This is a genomic window from Methylobrevis albus, from assembly GCF_015904235.1.
GTDB classification, from domain to species: domain Bacteria; phylum Pseudomonadota; class Alphaproteobacteria; order Rhizobiales; family Pleomorphomonadaceae; genus Methylobrevis_A; species Methylobrevis_A albus.
Map to the genome: position 1 here is coordinate 352,876 of NZ_JADZLT010000056.1, position 13,758 is coordinate 366,633.

A 13,758-nucleotide genomic window follows, 5' to 3' on the forward strand; every position below is an offset into this window, starting at 1 on the left:
CCGGCTCCGGAGGCGGCGGAATTGATGGCCAGGCGATTGTCATGAAGCCCAACCGTCGCCTCTGCCGGGCCTGACCCGGCGACCTGCCCGCATCCGTCAATGGCGTCCCCCGCTCCTCTCTCCCAACCCACCCCTGACAAGCCCGGGCGAACGCGCTACGACAGCAGCGGACTGCGGCGGTTGCGCTGCGGCAAAGTTCGGATCCCTGCAGCAGGAGCCTCGATCATGGCCAAGGTGGCGTTTCTCGGTCTCGGCGTGATGGGCTTTCCCATGGCCGGCCATCTGAAGGTGAAGGGCGGGCACGAGGTCATCGTCTATAACCGCACCGCGGCGAAGGCCGACGCCTGGGTGGCGAAGTTCGGCGGCGCTGCTGCGCCGACGCCGGCGGCGGCCGCGGCCGCGGCCGACTTCGTGTTCTCCTGCGTCGGCAACGACGACGACCTGCGCGCCGTCACCATCGGTGCGGATGGGGCGTTTGCGGCGATGCAGGCGGGGGCGATCTTCGTCGACAACACCACGGCGTCGGCGGACGTCGCGCGCGAGCTCAGCGCCGCCGCGGCCGAGCGCGGCGTCGGCTTCCTCGACGCGCCGGTGTCCGGCGGCCAGGCGGGGGCGGAGAATGGCGTGCTCACCGTAATGGTCGGCGGGGCGCCCGAGCACTTTGAGGCCGCGCGGCCGGTGATCGATGCCTTCGCACGCATGGTCGGGCACATGGGTCCGTCCGGCGCCGGCCAGCTCACCAAGATGGTCAACCAGATCTGCATCGCCGGCCTCGTGCAGGGGCTGTCCGAGGCGATCCATTTCGCCAAGCGCGCCGGGCTCGACGTCGAGCAGGTGATCGGCGTGATCTCGAAGGGCGCCGCGCAGAGCTGGCAGATGGAAAACCGCTGGAAGACGATGGCGGACGGCAAGTTCGACTACGGCTTCGCCGTCGACTGGATGCGCAAGGATCTCGCCATCTGCCTCGACGAGGCGCGCGGCACGGGCGCCCGGCTGCCGGTGACGGCGCTGGTCGACCAGTTCTATGCCGAAGTGCAGGCGATGGGCGGACGCCGCTGGGATACGTCCTCGCTGATCGCCCGGCTGGAGAATGCCGACCGGAGCTGACCGCGGCGAGTTTTTCGGGGGCGGCTTCGGCCGGCCCCGAAGGACCGGCCGATCACGCCGCCGGACGGTCCGTCCGGTAGGGATCGAGGGGATCACACCAGACCGCTCGGCACGACGTTTTCGTCACCGGCCGACCAGGGTCGATCCGGGGACGAATGACGCTGGATACCGGCCGAAACCGGCATGCATCGACGTCAGGCGGCTGTTCTACAGCCTCGCCGGCGTCGCTGCCCCGCGCTAAATCGTCATACGGGTGGATGCGGAGTGCCGATCAGCCGAGGGGCCGAACCGCACGCGCGTTCTGCGTTGAAACGCTCGTCAGATCTTCTTCACGGTGGGGGCGGAGCGCATCAGCGGGCTGCGGCGCAGCACCTCGGTGATCGAGATGCTGACACGCTCGCCCTTCAACACCACCTGGCCGCGGGCGACGGGAATGTCGTTGGCGAGAATCTCGACGTCGTCGTCGGCGCCGGTCTCGAGTTCGATGACGGCGCCACGGCCCATGCGCAGCAGCTGGTGTACGGGCATGGTCGCGGATCCGAGCACCACGGAAATCTCGACGGCGATCCGGTCGATCGTTGACATCCGTGTCCCAATCCTTCTGAACTCCGCGCCGCGGAGAGAAACCTGCCGGCCGGGCCCATGCCGCAAACCGCGCCGGTCCCGATTCCGGCGACGCGACTGGTAAACACTCTCTTACTGCCGAGGTTACCGAATGGTTAACGCCCGGGACGACCTCGACGCCCGCTTCTTCGCCGGCGCCGGCGCACCGCCCGTCGAATGGGTGATCGCAGACGCTCCGGTGTCCTACCCCGACGCGGTCGCGGAGATGGACGCGCGGGTCGCGGCGATCGCCGAGGGCACGGCGCGCGAGCGTGTCTGGCTGGTGGAGCACCCGCCGCTCTATACCGCCGGCACCAGCGCGCGGGCGGCGGATCTCGTCGATCCGGACCGGTTTCCGGTGTTCGACAGCGGCCGCGGCGGCCAGTACACCTACCACGGCCCCGGCCAGCGGGTCGCTTACGTGATGCTCGACATGAAGCGGCGGCGACAGGATCTGCGCGCCTTCGTCGCCGCGCTGGAGGCCTGGCTGATCGACGCGCTGTGGCAGTTCCACGTCCGCGGCGAGCGGCGCGAAGATCGCGTCGGCGTCTGGGTGCGCCGGCCGGATCGGGGCGACGGCGCCGAGGACAAGATCGCGGCGATCGGGATCCGGGTCCGCCGCTGGGTGACGTTCCACGGCATCAGCCTCAACGTCGAGCCGGACCTCGGCCATTTCAGCGGCATCGTGCCGTGCGGCGTCTCCGACCACGGCGTCACCAGCCTCGTCGACCTCGGCCTGCCGGTGACGCTGCCGGACGTCGACGTGGTGCTCCGGTCGTCGTTCGAGACGGTGTTCGGGCCGACGGTCGACGCGGACGACCGGCCGTAGGGCGCGCCGGAGAGAGGCTCAGGGCACCGCCCTGGCAGGCAGCGCCGGCTCGTGGCGGAGCAGCGTGATGGCGATGCGGCGGTTGCCGGCGAGGAACGGGTTGTCCGGGAACAGCGGTTCGGTCTCCGCCGCCCCGCTGACGACGGCGAGCACGTCCGGCGGCAGGCCGCTCTGGGCAAACAGCTTGGCGGTGGCGACCGCCCGCTCCGCCGACAGGCCCCAGGCCGGCGAGGCGCCGGTCGAGACGTAGGAACCGGCCTCGGTGTGGCCGACGATGCGCAGCGGCGCATCGGCCTCGGCGATCACCGGCGTGATTCGCCGGATCACGGCCCTCAGTCGCTCGTTCGGGACCGTCGAGCCTTGCGCGAACATCGCGCTGCCGTCCTGGTCGACCAGCGAAATCTCGAGCCCGTCCTCGGTCTCGCGCATCATCACCTGCTTGGAGACGTCGGCATAGTCCGGCATGTCGTTCAGCGCCTGCCGCAGCGACTGCGCAGCCGCGGCATAGGACGCGGAGTCGATGGTGTCGCTCGAGGCGTGGGCGATGGTGCTGCTCTCGACCGACGGCCCCTGGGCGTCGCCGTGATCGCTGTCGCGGGAGGCATACTGAGCGCCCTGGTCGGTGCTCTTCAGCGAGGCGTCGAGCGGATGGTCGCGCACCAGCACGCCGTCGCGCTCGATGATGCCCGCGAGTTCCGAGAGCGCGGAGACGCCGAACGCTTCCTTGATCGAGCCGACCGCTTCTTCCAGCTTCTGCTCGTCCTGATTCGAGAACGAGACGATCATCACGAACAGCGCCATCAGCAGCGACATCAAGTCGGCAAAGGTGATCACCCAGCCGCCGCCGTGGCCACCGCCGCCACCGCCGCCGTGGCTCTTCTTGTTCTTGCCGCCGCTCATGCCCGGCCCTCCCCGCGCTCGCGCGTCACGCCGCTTCGGCCCGCACCGCGGCTTCCTCGTCGAACGGCCGGTGCTTCAGCGGCAAATAGGCGAGGAGTTCCTCGTGGATCTGCTTCGGGCTCTTGCTCGCGCGGATCATCACCACGGCGTCGATGATCATCGACTGGATCATCGCGTCGTGGTGGGCGCGGTTGGCGAGCTTGTCGGAGAGCGGACCGGCGACGACGTTGCCGAGCACGGCGCCATAGAGCGTCGTCAGCAGGGCGATCGACATGGCGGGGCCGATCTTCTTCGGATCGTCCATGTGGGCGAACAGCGAGACGAGGCCGATGATGGTGCCGACCATGCCCATGCCCGGGCCGGCCTCGGCCATCTTCGCCCAGCAGACGTGCGCTTCGTGCAGGCGCTCGAACTGCAGGTCGCGCTCGCGTTCCAGCACATGCTGGATCGCCTCGCCGGTGTAGCCGTCGGCGACCATCTGGATCGCCTTCTTGAGAAACGGCTCGTCGACCTCGACCTTCTCGAGGCCGAGCGGACCCTGCTTGCGCGCGACTTCCGCGATCTCGACGAGTTCGTCGATCAGGTGCATCGTGTCGTGCGTCTTGTAGAAGATCGCTTCCTTGATGCCGCCGAAGCAGGCGCGCGGGAACGACTTCATGGTGTAGCGCGCAAGGACGGTCGCCAGCGCGCCGCCGATGACGACGACGGTCGCCAGCAGGTTGGCGAACATCATCAGGCTGGAGCCTTCGAGATAGATCGCCCCGACAAGCACGCCGAAGCCGCCGATGATGCCGGCAAGAGTCCCGATGTCCATTACGCACCCCGTACCGAAAACACGGCGGCGCCGGGACTTCCCTCTGCGCCACAACGCCTAAAAACTAGCAGCGGGCTGGATAATTTACCCTTAAGCGGAGGTTTCCGCGCGACGCCGCGCGCTTCAAATGCGGCAGGAAAGCCACTACCTTGCCGGCATGCGCTTGCCCATACTCGGCCAAGGGTGCTACCCGGCTGCGGCCGGATGCGGCCGGCGCATCACCGCTGGGAGACGACATGACCGGGACCGTTCTCGACGCCATCGGCAACACGCCGCTGATCCGCCTGAAGCGCGCGTCGGAGGCGACGGGGTGCGAGATCCTCGGCAAGGCCGAGTTCCTCAATCCCGGCCAGTCGGTCAAGGACCGCGCCGCGCTCTACATCATTCGCGACGCGCTGGCCCGCGGCCTCGTCGCGCCCGGCGGCATCGTGGTCGAGGGCACCGCCGGCAACACCGGCATCGGGCTCGCCATGGTCGGCAACGCGCTCGGCCTGCGCACGGTGATCGTGATTCCGGAAACGCAGTCGCAGGAGAAGAAGGACGCGCTGCGCCTGCTCGGCGCCGAGCTCGTCGAAGTGCCGGCGGTTCCCTACAAGAACCCGAACAACTACGTGAAGCTCTCCGGCCGCCTCGCCGAGCAGCTCGCCGCCAGCGATCCGGCCGGGGCTGTCTGGGCGAACCAGTTCGACAACGTCGCCAACCGGCAGGCGCATATCGAGACGACGGCGCGGGAGATCTACGACCAGACCGGCGGCAAGGTGGACGGTTTCGTCTGCGCCGTCGGCTCGGGCGGCACGCTCGCCGGCGTCGGCATGGGACTGCGCGACCTGAAGCCGGGGGTGAAGATCGGCATCGCCGATCCGCACGGCGCGGCGCTCTACAGTTACTACACCAGCGGCGAACTGAAGGCCGAAGGCTCCTCGATCACCGAGGGCATCGGCCAGGGCCGCATCACCGCCAACCTCGACGGGCTCGAGGTCGACTTTGCGGCGCGCATCGCCGACGAGGACGCCGTGGCGATCGTGTTCGACCTGCTCGAGCACGAGGGCCTGTGCCTCGGCGGCTCGTCGGGCATCAACGTCGCCGGCGCGATGGCGCTCGCGCGCGAGCTCGGCCCGGGGCATACCATCGTCACCATCCTGTGCGACTACGGCAACCGCTACGCCTCCAAGCTGTTCAACCCGGCCTTCCTTGCTGAAAAGAACCTGCCGGTGCCGGCGTTCCTGACCCGCAGCAGCGGCATCGTGCCGCCGTTCGAGCCGGTCGCCTGAGCCTGTCCGCGATCGAGGAGACCGGCCCCGTGACCACCGCCCTGCTATTCCGCGACGACGCCTATCTCCCGGTCGCCGAGGCGACCGTCGTCGCCGCCGACGAGGCCGGCGTGGTGCTCGACCGCACGATCTTCTATGCGACCGGCGGCGGCCAGCCCGGGGACACCGGGCACCTCGAACTCGCCGACGGCAGCCGCCTCGACGTGTCAGAGGCGGTCTGGGCCGATGCGGAGAAGACTACCGTGCGCCTGAAGCTCGCGGCGGATGCCGCTCCGCCGACGGTGGGAACCACGGTGGTGCAGCACCTCGACTGGGCGCGGCGCTACCGGTTGATGCGGATGCACACGGCGCTGCACCTGTTGTCGGTCGCCCTGCCCTACCCGGTCACCGGCGGCCAGATCGGCGCCGACGAGGGAAGGCTCGACTTCGACGTCGCCGAGGGCGCGATCGACCGCGAGGCCGCCACCGCCTGGGTGCGCGCCGCCGTCGACGCGGACCATGCGGTGACGACGGAATGGATCACCGATGCGGAGCTCGAAGCGAACCCCGGCCTCGTCAAGACGATGAAGGTGAAGCCGCCGATGGGGTCGGGCCGGGTGCGGCTGGTGCGGATCGGCACGGACGTCGACCTGCAGCCGTGCGGCGGCACGCATGTGAAGTCGACCGCCGAGGTCGGCGCCGTGCACATCGGCAAGATCGAGAGCAAGGGCAAGATCAACCGCCGCGTCCGGCTGCGCTTCGGCGATCCGGCCTGATCGGACTTCGGACACGCGGCGCCCGCGCGCCCAGACAGCAAACCAGGGGAAACCGCCGATGAGCGACCGCCGCGACCTGCACTTCGTGTCGACCGACTGGCTCGCCGATCATCTCGGCGCGCCGGACCTCGTCGTCGTCGACGGCACCTGGTTCCTGCCGCCGCTCGGCCGCGACGGCTGGCTCGAATATCTCGACGGGCACATTCCGGGCGCCGTGTTCTTCGACGTCGACGAGATCGCCGACACCGACAGCGGCCTGCCGCACATGCTGGCGCGGCCGGAGAAGTTCGCGAGCCGGATGCGCGCGCTCGGCATCGGCGACGGCCAGAAGATCGTCGTCTACGACGCGCTCGGCCTGTTCTCGGCGCCGCGGGTGTGGTGGACGTTCAAGGTGATGGGCGCGCGCGACGTGGTGTTGCTCGACGGCGGCCTGCCGAAGTGGCGCGCCGAGGGCCGCCCGGTCGAGAGCGGCGAAGTGGAGCGGACGCCGCGGCACTTCACGGCGCGGCTCGATTCCTCGCAGGTGCGCGACTTCGACGCCGTGGCGGCGAGCCTTGCCGGCGGCGGCGCGCAGGTGGTGGACGCCCGCCCGGCGGACCGCTTTGCCGGCAGCGCGCCCGAGCCGCGGCCGGGGGTGCGCGCCGGCCACATGCCGGGCAGCGTCAACGTGCCGTTTCCGAGCCTCGTCGCCGATGGCCGCCTGAAATCGCCCGAAGAACTCGCCGCCGTGTTCGCGGACGCGGGCGTCGATCCGGCAAAGCCCGTGATCACCTCGTGCGGCTCGGGCGTGACGGCGGCGCTCGCCGCACTGGCGCTCGACGTGGTCGGGGCGCGTCGGGTGGCCGTCTATGATGGATCGTGGGCGGAGTGGGGCTCACGCGAAGATGCGCCCATAGCGAAAGTAGACGACCCAAGCTGAACGGAACCTGACAATCGGCAGGATGGAATATATATTTTTTCTGCCATATTTACTGACCGTTTTTGGGGAACCAATCGCTCATCGACGAGTTGTCCGGTCCGACCGCGACCGTCTATATGAGCGAGGATCGCCATGAACATTCTTAGAAATACGCTGCTCGTCGGCATCGCCGGCAGCATCATGCTTTCACCGGTCGTCGCTTCCGCGCAGGCTTTCGTTCCGCGGCTCACAGCCTCGACCGAGATCATCCTCGCGCAGAGCGACGAGGAACTGCTCATCCTCAAGGAGCAGCGCAAGCAGGAACGTGCCGAGCAGCGCAAGCAGGAGCGCGTCGAGCAGCGCCAGCAGGAACGTCAGGAACGCGCCGCGGAGCCCGAGCGCGCCGCCGAGCCGGAGGCGGCGCCGCAGCGCCGCCAGCAGCGCGCCGCCGAGCCCGAGATGCAGGACGGCCCCAGCGAGGCCGAGGCCGCCGAAAGCCAGCGCAATGCCCAGCAGGCCGAGCAGGCGCGCGAGGAACAGCGGGAGCTGCGCCGCCAGCAGCAGGCGGAAGAACGCGCCGCCGAACGCCAGCGCCAGCGCGAACAGGCCCAGGAGCCGGAAGCCGCTCCCGAGCCGCGCCAGCGCGAAGAGGCAAACGAACCGGCCGCGCAGCCGGATGGCGCGACCTCGGCGCAGCAGCGCCGCGAACAGCGCATTCTGGAGCGCCAGCAGGCGCGCGAAGCCGAGCAGCGTGCCCGCGAGCAGAACGGCGCCGCCGAACCGGCCGCCGAGCCGGATGGCGCCACCACGGCGCAGCAGCGCCGCGAGCAGCGCATTCTCGAGCGCCAGCAGGCGCGCGAAGCCGAGCGCCGCGCCCGCGAGCAGAATGGGACGGCCGAGCCGGCACAGCCGGACGCGGCGACGACTGCGCAGGAGCGGCGCGAGCAGCGCGTCCGCGAACGCCAGCAGGCGCGGGAAGAAGAGCGCCGTGCCCGCGAGCAGGCCGGCGAACAGGGTGGCGCCGGCGGACCGCTGGTGCGTCCCGGCGTGCCGGATCCCGCCAGCGGCGACCAGGCCGCCGAACAGCGCCGCCAACAGCGCATCGACGAGCGACGTGATCAGCGCGTCGAGGAGCGCCGCCGGCAGGCCGAGCAGCGCCGCGAGCAGGCGGAAGAGCGCCGCGAACAGCGGATCGAGCAGCGCGGTGAAGAGCGCCCTCCGCAGCGCGAGACCGCCGAGATGCGTGAGCGCCGCATCGCCGCCGAGCGCGACGCCCGCCGCGACGCCGAGGAGCGCCTGCGCGACCGGCGCGTCGTCGAGCGCGGCGACGGCCGCCTCGTCGTCCGCGACGGGCAGCGCGAAGTGGTCTACTCGGACGACATCGAGCGCATGGGCCGCAATGCCCGTGACGTCCGCATCGAGCGTCTCGACGACGGGCGCCGGCGCGTTGTGGTGGTGAAGCCGAACGGCGACCGGATCGTGACGGTCTACGACCGCTACGACCAGATCGTCACCCGCACCCGTATCGATGCCCGCGAGCGTGAGCAGTACATCATCGACAACCGTCGTGACGGCCGCTACGAGCCCGGTCTCGTGATGGACTTCGGCCGCGTGCTGCCGCCGCTGGTGATTTCGATCCCGCAGGAGCAGTACATCGTCGAGAGCGCCTATGCGACGCCGATCGAGATCGAGGACGCCCTGCTCGCGCCCCCCGTCGAGGTGGTCGAGCGGCCCTACACGCTCTCGGAAGTGCGCTACAGCTCGCGTCTGCGCGACAAGGTGCGCCGCGTCGACCTCGACACGATCACCTTCGACACCGGCTCGGCGGACATCACCAGCGACCAGATCGACAGCCTCGAGTTCATCGGCACCGCGATCGGCGACATCGTCGATCGTGATCCGAACGAGGTGTTCCTGATCGAGGGCCACACCGACGCCGTCGGCTCGGACCTCTCCAACCTGACGCTGTCGGATCGCCGCGCCGAGGCCGTCGCCCTGGCGCTGACCGAGGACTTCGGCATCCCGCCGGAGAACATCGTCACGCAGGGCTATGGCGAGCAGGACCTCAAGGTCGACACCGATGGTCCGGCCCGCGAGAACCGCCGCGTCACCATGCGGCGCATCACCCCGCTGCTCGCCCAGGCCGCAGAAGGCCGGGACGGCACCGGCAACGCGCAGTGATCGCGCAGTCCTGAGCTACCCGCCGCCGAACGGCGGACCGAGGTCCGAGGCAACACCCGTTTGCGGCAGGCGACGGCCCGGCTGGTTCACCCAGCCGGGCCGTTCTCGTTTCACCGGGCCTCTCATCCTCACCTTACTGCGCAGTCGTCACTCGACTTTGGGAACAACCTGCCGCGGCCATCGTTCACCTCCTGCACGTCGCAAATCGAAAGTGGAGGCAACTATGTTCAAGGGTGGACTTCTCTGGCTGATCGGCATTCCCCTTCCGATCATTCTGCTCATCTGGCTGTTCGGATTTCTCTGATCCACAACGGCGCCGACAACGGATTCTGGCGGGCGCAGGTGAATTGAATCGCCCGCCCGATGTAGCAAAACTCCCTCGCGCAGCGTCCTTCGAGCGCCTGCCTGTTCCAGGCGGCCCGACGAGACCAGCGCGAGGGAGTTTCCATGTCGACTGATTCGAATTCCGAAGCCGCCACGATCTACGGAGCGGGCGGAGCGGCTGCCAGGATTACGCCCTGTCTCTGGTTCGCGGGTGCGGCCAAGGAAGCGGCCGAATTTTACGTCACCCTGCTGCCGAACTCGGCAATCCGGCACGTCCAGCCAATGATCCCCGATCCCGCCGATCCGGCCGCGGGCGAGCCCGGCGTGCTCATCGTCAGCTTCACCATCGGCGGACAGCCTTTTCTCGCGCTCAACGGCAACCCGGAGCACGAATTCACCCACGCCGTGTCGTTCTCCATCGACTGCGCCGATCAGGCGGAGGTCGACGCGGTGTGGGACAAGCTCGCCGACGGCGGTTCGCCGGTGGCGTGCGGCTGGATCCGGGATCGCTATGGCCTGTCGTGGCAGGTGGTGCCGCGGGCCTTGCCGCGCCTGCTCGCCGATCCGGACCCGGCACGGGCGGCGCGGGTGATGGCGGCGATGCAACAGATGGTGAAGCTCGACGTCGCCGTGCTGGAAGCGGCCTGACCGCGACACCGCCATCCTTCCAGGCGGGAAAGCCGCGGAGTTTCCGCGGCTTCCAGCCGGTTGCTCATACGTGCAGGGGGGCCGCGGCCTCTGTGCCCGCTTTTTGTTCAGGCTGCGGACCGGACTCGTTGCAGAAGGCCTGCTTCGCCGCCTCGCGCAGTTCGGCCAGGCTGAGATCGCGCTTTTGGGTCGCGAGCGACCAGCGGTGACCGAACGGATCCTCGACGACGCCGTAGCGGTCGCCCCAGAACATGTCGGATGCCGGCATCAGCAGGCGTGCGCCGGCCAGGACCGCGTCGGCGATCACCACGTCGACATCATCCACATAGAGATGCAGCGTGACCGGCGAGCCGCCGAGCGCCTTCGGCGACACCGCGCCGCAGGACGGATCGGCGTCCATCAGCATCAGCGTGCTGGCGGAAAGCCGCAGCGCGGCATGCATGATGCGACCGTCGGACCTCGGCATCCGAACCAATTCTTCGGCGCCGAAAACCTTGACATACCAATCTATTGCCGCCGCGGCGCCCTCGCAGACGATGTGGGGCGACAGCGGAGTGGTCAGCGTGTCATCGGCCATGGCTTGTCCTCCAGCTCTGCGGGCACCGGTGCGGCGCCCTCGCGGCCGGAGGACGTGTGAAGCCGATCGGTCCCGACATCGGGAGGCTGAAATCCGGCGACGATGCCCCCGGATCGCTTTTCACCACCGGAAAGCGTCACGCCCCCTTGATCGGCACGGTCGATGCTTGATGATGCGATACCACTTTGGTGCGCGGTGGAGTCGGTCCCGGACCGGCGGACAAAATCAAAGCAAAACCCGAGGAAACGCCTGGAACCGGCCTCAACGACCTTTAGGTTTCATTGGAGTGTGGTCATGGTCCAGATCGCCAAGTTCGTCCAGAAGGACGGCCAGGAAGTCTATATCAACGCAGACATGCTGCTCTACATCGCCCCTGCCCCGGGTGGGAGCGCGCTTTACTTCTCCGCCTATCGGCCGGACGGCATTTCCCGGGTTTTTGTCCAGCAGGCGCCGAAGGAAGTCGCCTCGAAGCTCGCGAAGCTCGGCCAGCCTGCCGGGAAGGTGGACGGTGGTTCTCCGGAGGGCGTGGCAGCAAAGCCCAAGCCGGTGACGCCGAATGCCGCAGCGCTTGCCCAAGCAAAGGGCGTCAAGAAAGTGTGACATCGGCCAGGCCGGCAAGAACAGAAGAGACGATCCACAGGACCGAGACCACCACCGGCGACGCGCCCGAATTGAACCGGCTCCCAGAGACCGGCCGGGCGCGTCCGGCGACCACGCCACGCCTCCCGCCCTCCAGGCCCGAGGCCTACATCAGAAGCCCGATGGAAGCCCCCCGGATCGGCTTGCCCTGCTCCGACGGGCTCCTTATGATCCGCGCCCACACGGCCGCGTCCGGGGATTGCGCCGGGCGCTTTCCCTCGAGACTGTCGCGCGGCCCGTCAACGGACCGGAGAGCATGCTCGATTCCCTGCGCCGCGGCGCACAGACCCTTGTCGCCAAGATCCTGCTGGGCCTGCTCGTCGCGAGCTTCGCCATCTGGGGCATCGCCGGCCAGTCGACCGGCCTCGGCGGCAACACCGTCGCCGAAGTCGGCGATACGCCGATCAGCGCCACCGATTTCCAGCGCGACTATACGCAGGAGATGCGCAACCTCACGCGGCAGCTCGGCCAGCCGCTCACCTACGAGCAGGCGGCCTCGTTCGGCCTGCCGCAGCGCGTGCTCGGCCGGCTGCTCAGCGAGGCGGCCCTCAGCGACCAGGCGGCTTCGCTCGGCATCGCCATCTCGGACGAGCGCCTTGCCGCGGAGATCGCCGCCGACCCGAGCCTGCAGAACAACGGCACCTTCAACCTCGGCTATTTCGAGCAGCTGCTGCGCTCGAACGGCCTCACCCAGCAGCAGTACGTCGCCGATCGGCGGACGCTGGAGATCCGCCGGCAGGTGGCCGACGGGCTGTTCGGCGGCGTGAAGCCGCCGGTGGCGCTGATCGAGGCCGTGTCGGCCTATCGCAACGAGACGCGCGACGTCGAGTATGTCTCGATCACGCGGCAGTCGGTCGACCCGATCGAGCCGCCCGACGAGGCGACGCTGACGAGCTTCTTCGACGCCCGCAAGGCCGACTTCCGCGCCCCCGAATACCGCGCCCTCACGCTGCTCGCGCTCAATGCGGCGGCGATCGCCGATCCGGCGGCGGTGTCGGCCGACGAGGTCCAGGCCGAGTACGATCGCAATGCCGGCCGCTACGGCAGCCCGGAGAGCCGCACCATCGAGCAGATCCTCTATCCGTCGCTGGAAGAGGCGCAGACGGCGCATGCGGCGCTCGCCACCGGATCGACCTTCGATTCGCTGCTCGCCGAGCGAGGCGTCTCGCCCGCCGATGCCAGCCTCGGCACCCTGACGCGCGACCGGGTGCTCGATCCGGCGATCGCCGAGGCCGCCTTCGCGTTGCCGGCCGGGGGCATCTCCGAGCCCGTCGCCGCCCGCTTCGGCGGCGCGATCGTGCGGGTCAGCGCGGTGAACGCGGCGAGCCTCAGGCCGCTCGCCGAGGTCGAGGCCGAGATCCGCCAGGATATCGCGCTCAACGCGGCGCAGCGTGTCGTGCTGGATACCCACGACGAGATCGAGGACGCCCTCGCCGGCGGTGCGACGCTGACCGAGGTGGCCGGCCGCTTCAACCTCACCCCGACCTCGGTCGCCGCCATCGACGCGGAGGGCCGCGACGAGGCCGGCCAGCCGGTCGCCGGCTTGCCCGAAGCGCCGGAGTTCCTCGGCCAGGCGTTCGAGACCGACGTCGGCGTCGAGAACCCGCCGGTGCAGATCGGCCGTGACGGTTACGTCTGGTACGAGGTCGCCAGGGTGACGCCGGCGCGCGACCGGACCCTCGACGAGGTGCGCGACCGGGTCGTCGCCGCCTGGACCGAGGACGAAGCGGCGCGGCGGATGTCGGCCAAGGCCGAAGAGGTGATGAAGGCGCTCACGGAAGAGACCGACTTCGCGGCAGTCGCCACCCGCTTCGAGCTGACGCCGCAGGTCACGCCGAAGTTCGCCCGCGGCACCCAGGAAACGCCGATCGGCCGCGATGCCCAGCAGAGCGCCTTTGCCGGCCCTGAGGGCTACGTTGCCCAGGCGGCCGGGCCGCAGGGCGAGCGCATCGTGCTGAAAGTGCGCGAAGTGACGCCGGTGCCGTTCTTCGCCGAAGCGCAGGATTCGGTCGAGGCCGCCACCGGGCTCGCCACCGAGTTCGAGAACAGCCTGCTGCAGCAGTATGTCACCCACCTGCAGGCGAGCCTCGGCGTCAGCGTCAACGAGACGGTGCTGCGCACCGTCATCGGCACCGGCGGCAGCTGAGCCCCGCCGTAGCCTCTTCCGGCCGCGGTCCCGCCGCGGCCGGCCTGCCCGTTCCCGTGTCCGACC

General features: G+C 69.4%; 14 protein-coding genes. 9 read left to right on the forward strand and 5 right to left on the reverse strand.

Annotated elements, in window-relative coordinates; all coding sequences use genetic code 11:
* Nucleotides 1–225 precede the first annotated feature (225 nt).
* Complete coding sequence (locus tag I5731_RS18945; protein WP_197312978.1) at nucleotides 226–1,107, forward strand: NAD(P)-dependent oxidoreductase; 882 nt, start codon at nucleotides 226–228, stop codon at nucleotides 1,105–1,107.
* Nucleotides 1,108–1,425: 318 nt separating this feature from the next.
* Here I5731_RS18945 and I5731_RS18950 read toward each other — a convergent pair whose 3' ends face one another.
* A complete protein-coding gene (locus I5731_RS18950; RefSeq protein WP_197312979.1) occupies nucleotides 1,426–1,692 on the reverse strand; it encodes a FliM/FliN family flagellar motor switch protein in 267 nt (88 codons plus the stop codon).
* 130 nt (nucleotides 1,693–1,822) lie between these two features.
* Here I5731_RS18950 and lipB point away from each other — a divergent pair, with 130 nt between their 5' ends.
* Complete coding sequence (gene lipB, locus I5731_RS18955; RefSeq protein WP_197312980.1) at nucleotides 1,823–2,539, forward strand: lipoyl(octanoyl) transferase LipB; 717 nt, start codon at nucleotides 1,823–1,825, stop codon at nucleotides 2,537–2,539.
* Between the two features lie 18 nt (nucleotides 2,540–2,557).
* On the opposite strand, the gene I5731_RS18960 is transcribed toward lipB, so the two are convergent.
* Nucleotides 2,558–3,439 carry an OmpA/MotB family protein gene (locus I5731_RS18960; protein ID WP_197312981.1) on the reverse strand — a complete coding sequence of 294 codons (882 nt, stop codon included), beginning with the start codon at nucleotides 3,437–3,439 and terminating at the stop codon, nucleotides 2,558–2,560.
* A 25-nt stretch (nucleotides 3,440–3,464) separates the two neighbouring features.
* Complete coding sequence (locus I5731_RS18965; protein WP_197312982.1) at nucleotides 3,465–4,253, reverse strand: motility protein A; 789 nt, start codon at nucleotides 4,251–4,253, stop codon at nucleotides 3,465–3,467.
* Nucleotides 4,254–4,489: 236 nt separating this feature from the next.
* Here I5731_RS18965 and I5731_RS18970 point away from each other — a divergent pair, with 236 nt between their 5' ends.
* Genes I5731_RS18970 through sseA form a run of 3 tightly spaced genes read left to right on the forward strand, consistent with a single transcriptional unit; the run spans nucleotide 4,490 to nucleotide 7,198 of the window.
* On the forward strand, nucleotides 4,490–5,524 hold the full coding sequence (locus I5731_RS18970; RefSeq protein ID WP_197312983.1) for a cysteine synthase A: 1,035 nt from the start codon (nucleotides 4,490–4,492) through the stop codon (nucleotides 5,522–5,524).
* Between the two features lie 29 nt (nucleotides 5,525–5,553).
* Nucleotides 5,554–6,279, forward strand: a complete 726-nt coding sequence (locus I5731_RS18975; protein ID WP_197312984.1) for an alanyl-tRNA editing protein — start codon at nucleotides 5,554–5,556, stop codon at nucleotides 6,277–6,279.
* A gap of 58 nt (nucleotides 6,280–6,337) precedes the next feature.
* Nucleotides 6,338–7,198 carry a 3-mercaptopyruvate sulfurtransferase gene (gene sseA / locus I5731_RS18980; protein ID WP_197312985.1) on the forward strand — a complete coding sequence of 287 codons (861 nt, stop codon included), beginning with the start codon at nucleotides 6,338–6,340 and terminating at the stop codon, nucleotides 7,196–7,198.
* A gap of 186 nt (nucleotides 7,199–7,384) precedes the next feature.
* On the opposite strand, the gene I5731_RS18985 is transcribed toward sseA, so the two are convergent.
* On the reverse strand, nucleotides 7,385–8,272 hold the full coding sequence (locus I5731_RS18985) for a hypothetical protein (protein ID WP_197312986.1): 888 nt from the start codon (nucleotides 8,270–8,272) through the stop codon (nucleotides 7,385–7,387).
* 501 nt (nucleotides 8,273–8,773) lie between these two features.
* Between I5731_RS18985 and I5731_RS20095 the strand changes: the two genes are divergently transcribed.
* Both I5731_RS20095 and I5731_RS18995 read left to right on the forward strand, forming a co-directional pair.
* Entirely contained in the window at nucleotides 8,774–9,358 is a 585-nt protein-coding gene (locus tag I5731_RS20095; RefSeq protein WP_235981952.1) for an OmpA family protein, read from the forward strand.
* A 447-nt stretch (nucleotides 9,359–9,805) separates the two neighbouring features.
* Entirely contained in the window at nucleotides 9,806–10,330 is a 525-nt protein-coding gene (locus I5731_RS18995; RefSeq protein WP_197312988.1) for a VOC family protein, read from the forward strand.
* Nucleotides 10,331–10,394: 64 nt separating this feature from the next.
* Here I5731_RS18995 and I5731_RS19000 read toward each other — a convergent pair whose 3' ends face one another.
* The gene (locus I5731_RS19000) at nucleotides 10,395–10,907 is read right to left on the reverse strand and encodes a VOC family protein (protein WP_197312989.1); all 513 of its coding nucleotides are present in this window, start codon (nucleotides 10,905–10,907) and stop codon (nucleotides 10,395–10,397) included.
* 294 nt (nucleotides 10,908–11,201) lie between these two features.
* On the opposite strand from I5731_RS19000, the gene I5731_RS19005 reads away from it, so the two are divergent.
* Nucleotides 11,202–11,507, forward strand: coding sequence for a hypothetical protein (locus tag I5731_RS19005; protein WP_197312990.1), 306 nt, complete (start codon nucleotides 11,202–11,204; stop codon nucleotides 11,505–11,507).
* A 295-nt stretch (nucleotides 11,508–11,802) separates the two neighbouring features.
* The gene (locus tag I5731_RS19010; protein WP_197312991.1) at nucleotides 11,803–13,692 is read left to right on the forward strand and encodes a peptidylprolyl isomerase; all 1,890 of its coding nucleotides are present in this window, start codon (nucleotides 11,803–11,805) and stop codon (nucleotides 13,690–13,692) included.
* Nucleotides 13,693–13,758: the final 66 nt, after the last annotated feature.

Coding starts and splice junctions, on each gene's coding strand:
- I5731_RS18945 (WP_197312978.1), top strand. CDS start 226: ATGGCCAAGGTGGCGTTTCTCGGTCTCGGCGTGATGGGCTTTCCCATG.
- I5731_RS18950 (WP_197312979.1), bottom strand. CDS start 1,692: ATGTCAACGATCGACCGGATCGCCGTCGAGATTTCCGTGGTGCTCGGA.
- lipB (WP_197312980.1), top strand. CDS start 1,823: ATGGTTAACGCCCGGGACGACCTCGACGCCCGCTTCTTCGCCGGCGCC.
- I5731_RS18960 (WP_197312981.1), bottom strand. CDS start 3,439: ATGAGCGGCGGCAAGAACAAGAAGAGCCACGGCGGCGGTGGCGGCGGT.
- I5731_RS18965 (WP_197312982.1), bottom strand. CDS start 4,253: ATGGACATCGGGACTCTTGCCGGCATCATCGGCGGCTTCGGCGTGCTT.
- I5731_RS18970 (WP_197312983.1), top strand. CDS start 4,490: ATGACCGGGACCGTTCTCGACGCCATCGGCAACACGCCGCTGATCCGC.
- sseA (WP_197312985.1), top strand. CDS start 6,338: ATGAGCGACCGCCGCGACCTGCACTTCGTGTCGACCGACTGGCTCGCC.
- I5731_RS20095 (WP_235981952.1), top strand. CDS start 8,774: ATGGACTTCGGCCGCGTGCTGCCGCCGCTGGTGATTTCGATCCCGCAG.
- I5731_RS18995 (WP_197312988.1), top strand. CDS start 9,806: ATGTCGACTGATTCGAATTCCGAAGCCGCCACGATCTACGGAGCGGGC.
- I5731_RS19000 (WP_197312989.1), bottom strand. CDS start 10,907: ATGGCCGATGACACGCTGACCACTCCGCTGTCGCCCCACATCGTCTGC.
- I5731_RS19005 (WP_197312990.1), top strand. CDS start 11,202: ATGGTCCAGATCGCCAAGTTCGTCCAGAAGGACGGCCAGGAAGTCTAT.
- I5731_RS19010 (WP_197312991.1), top strand. CDS start 11,803: ATGCTCGATTCCCTGCGCCGCGGCGCACAGACCCTTGTCGCCAAGATC.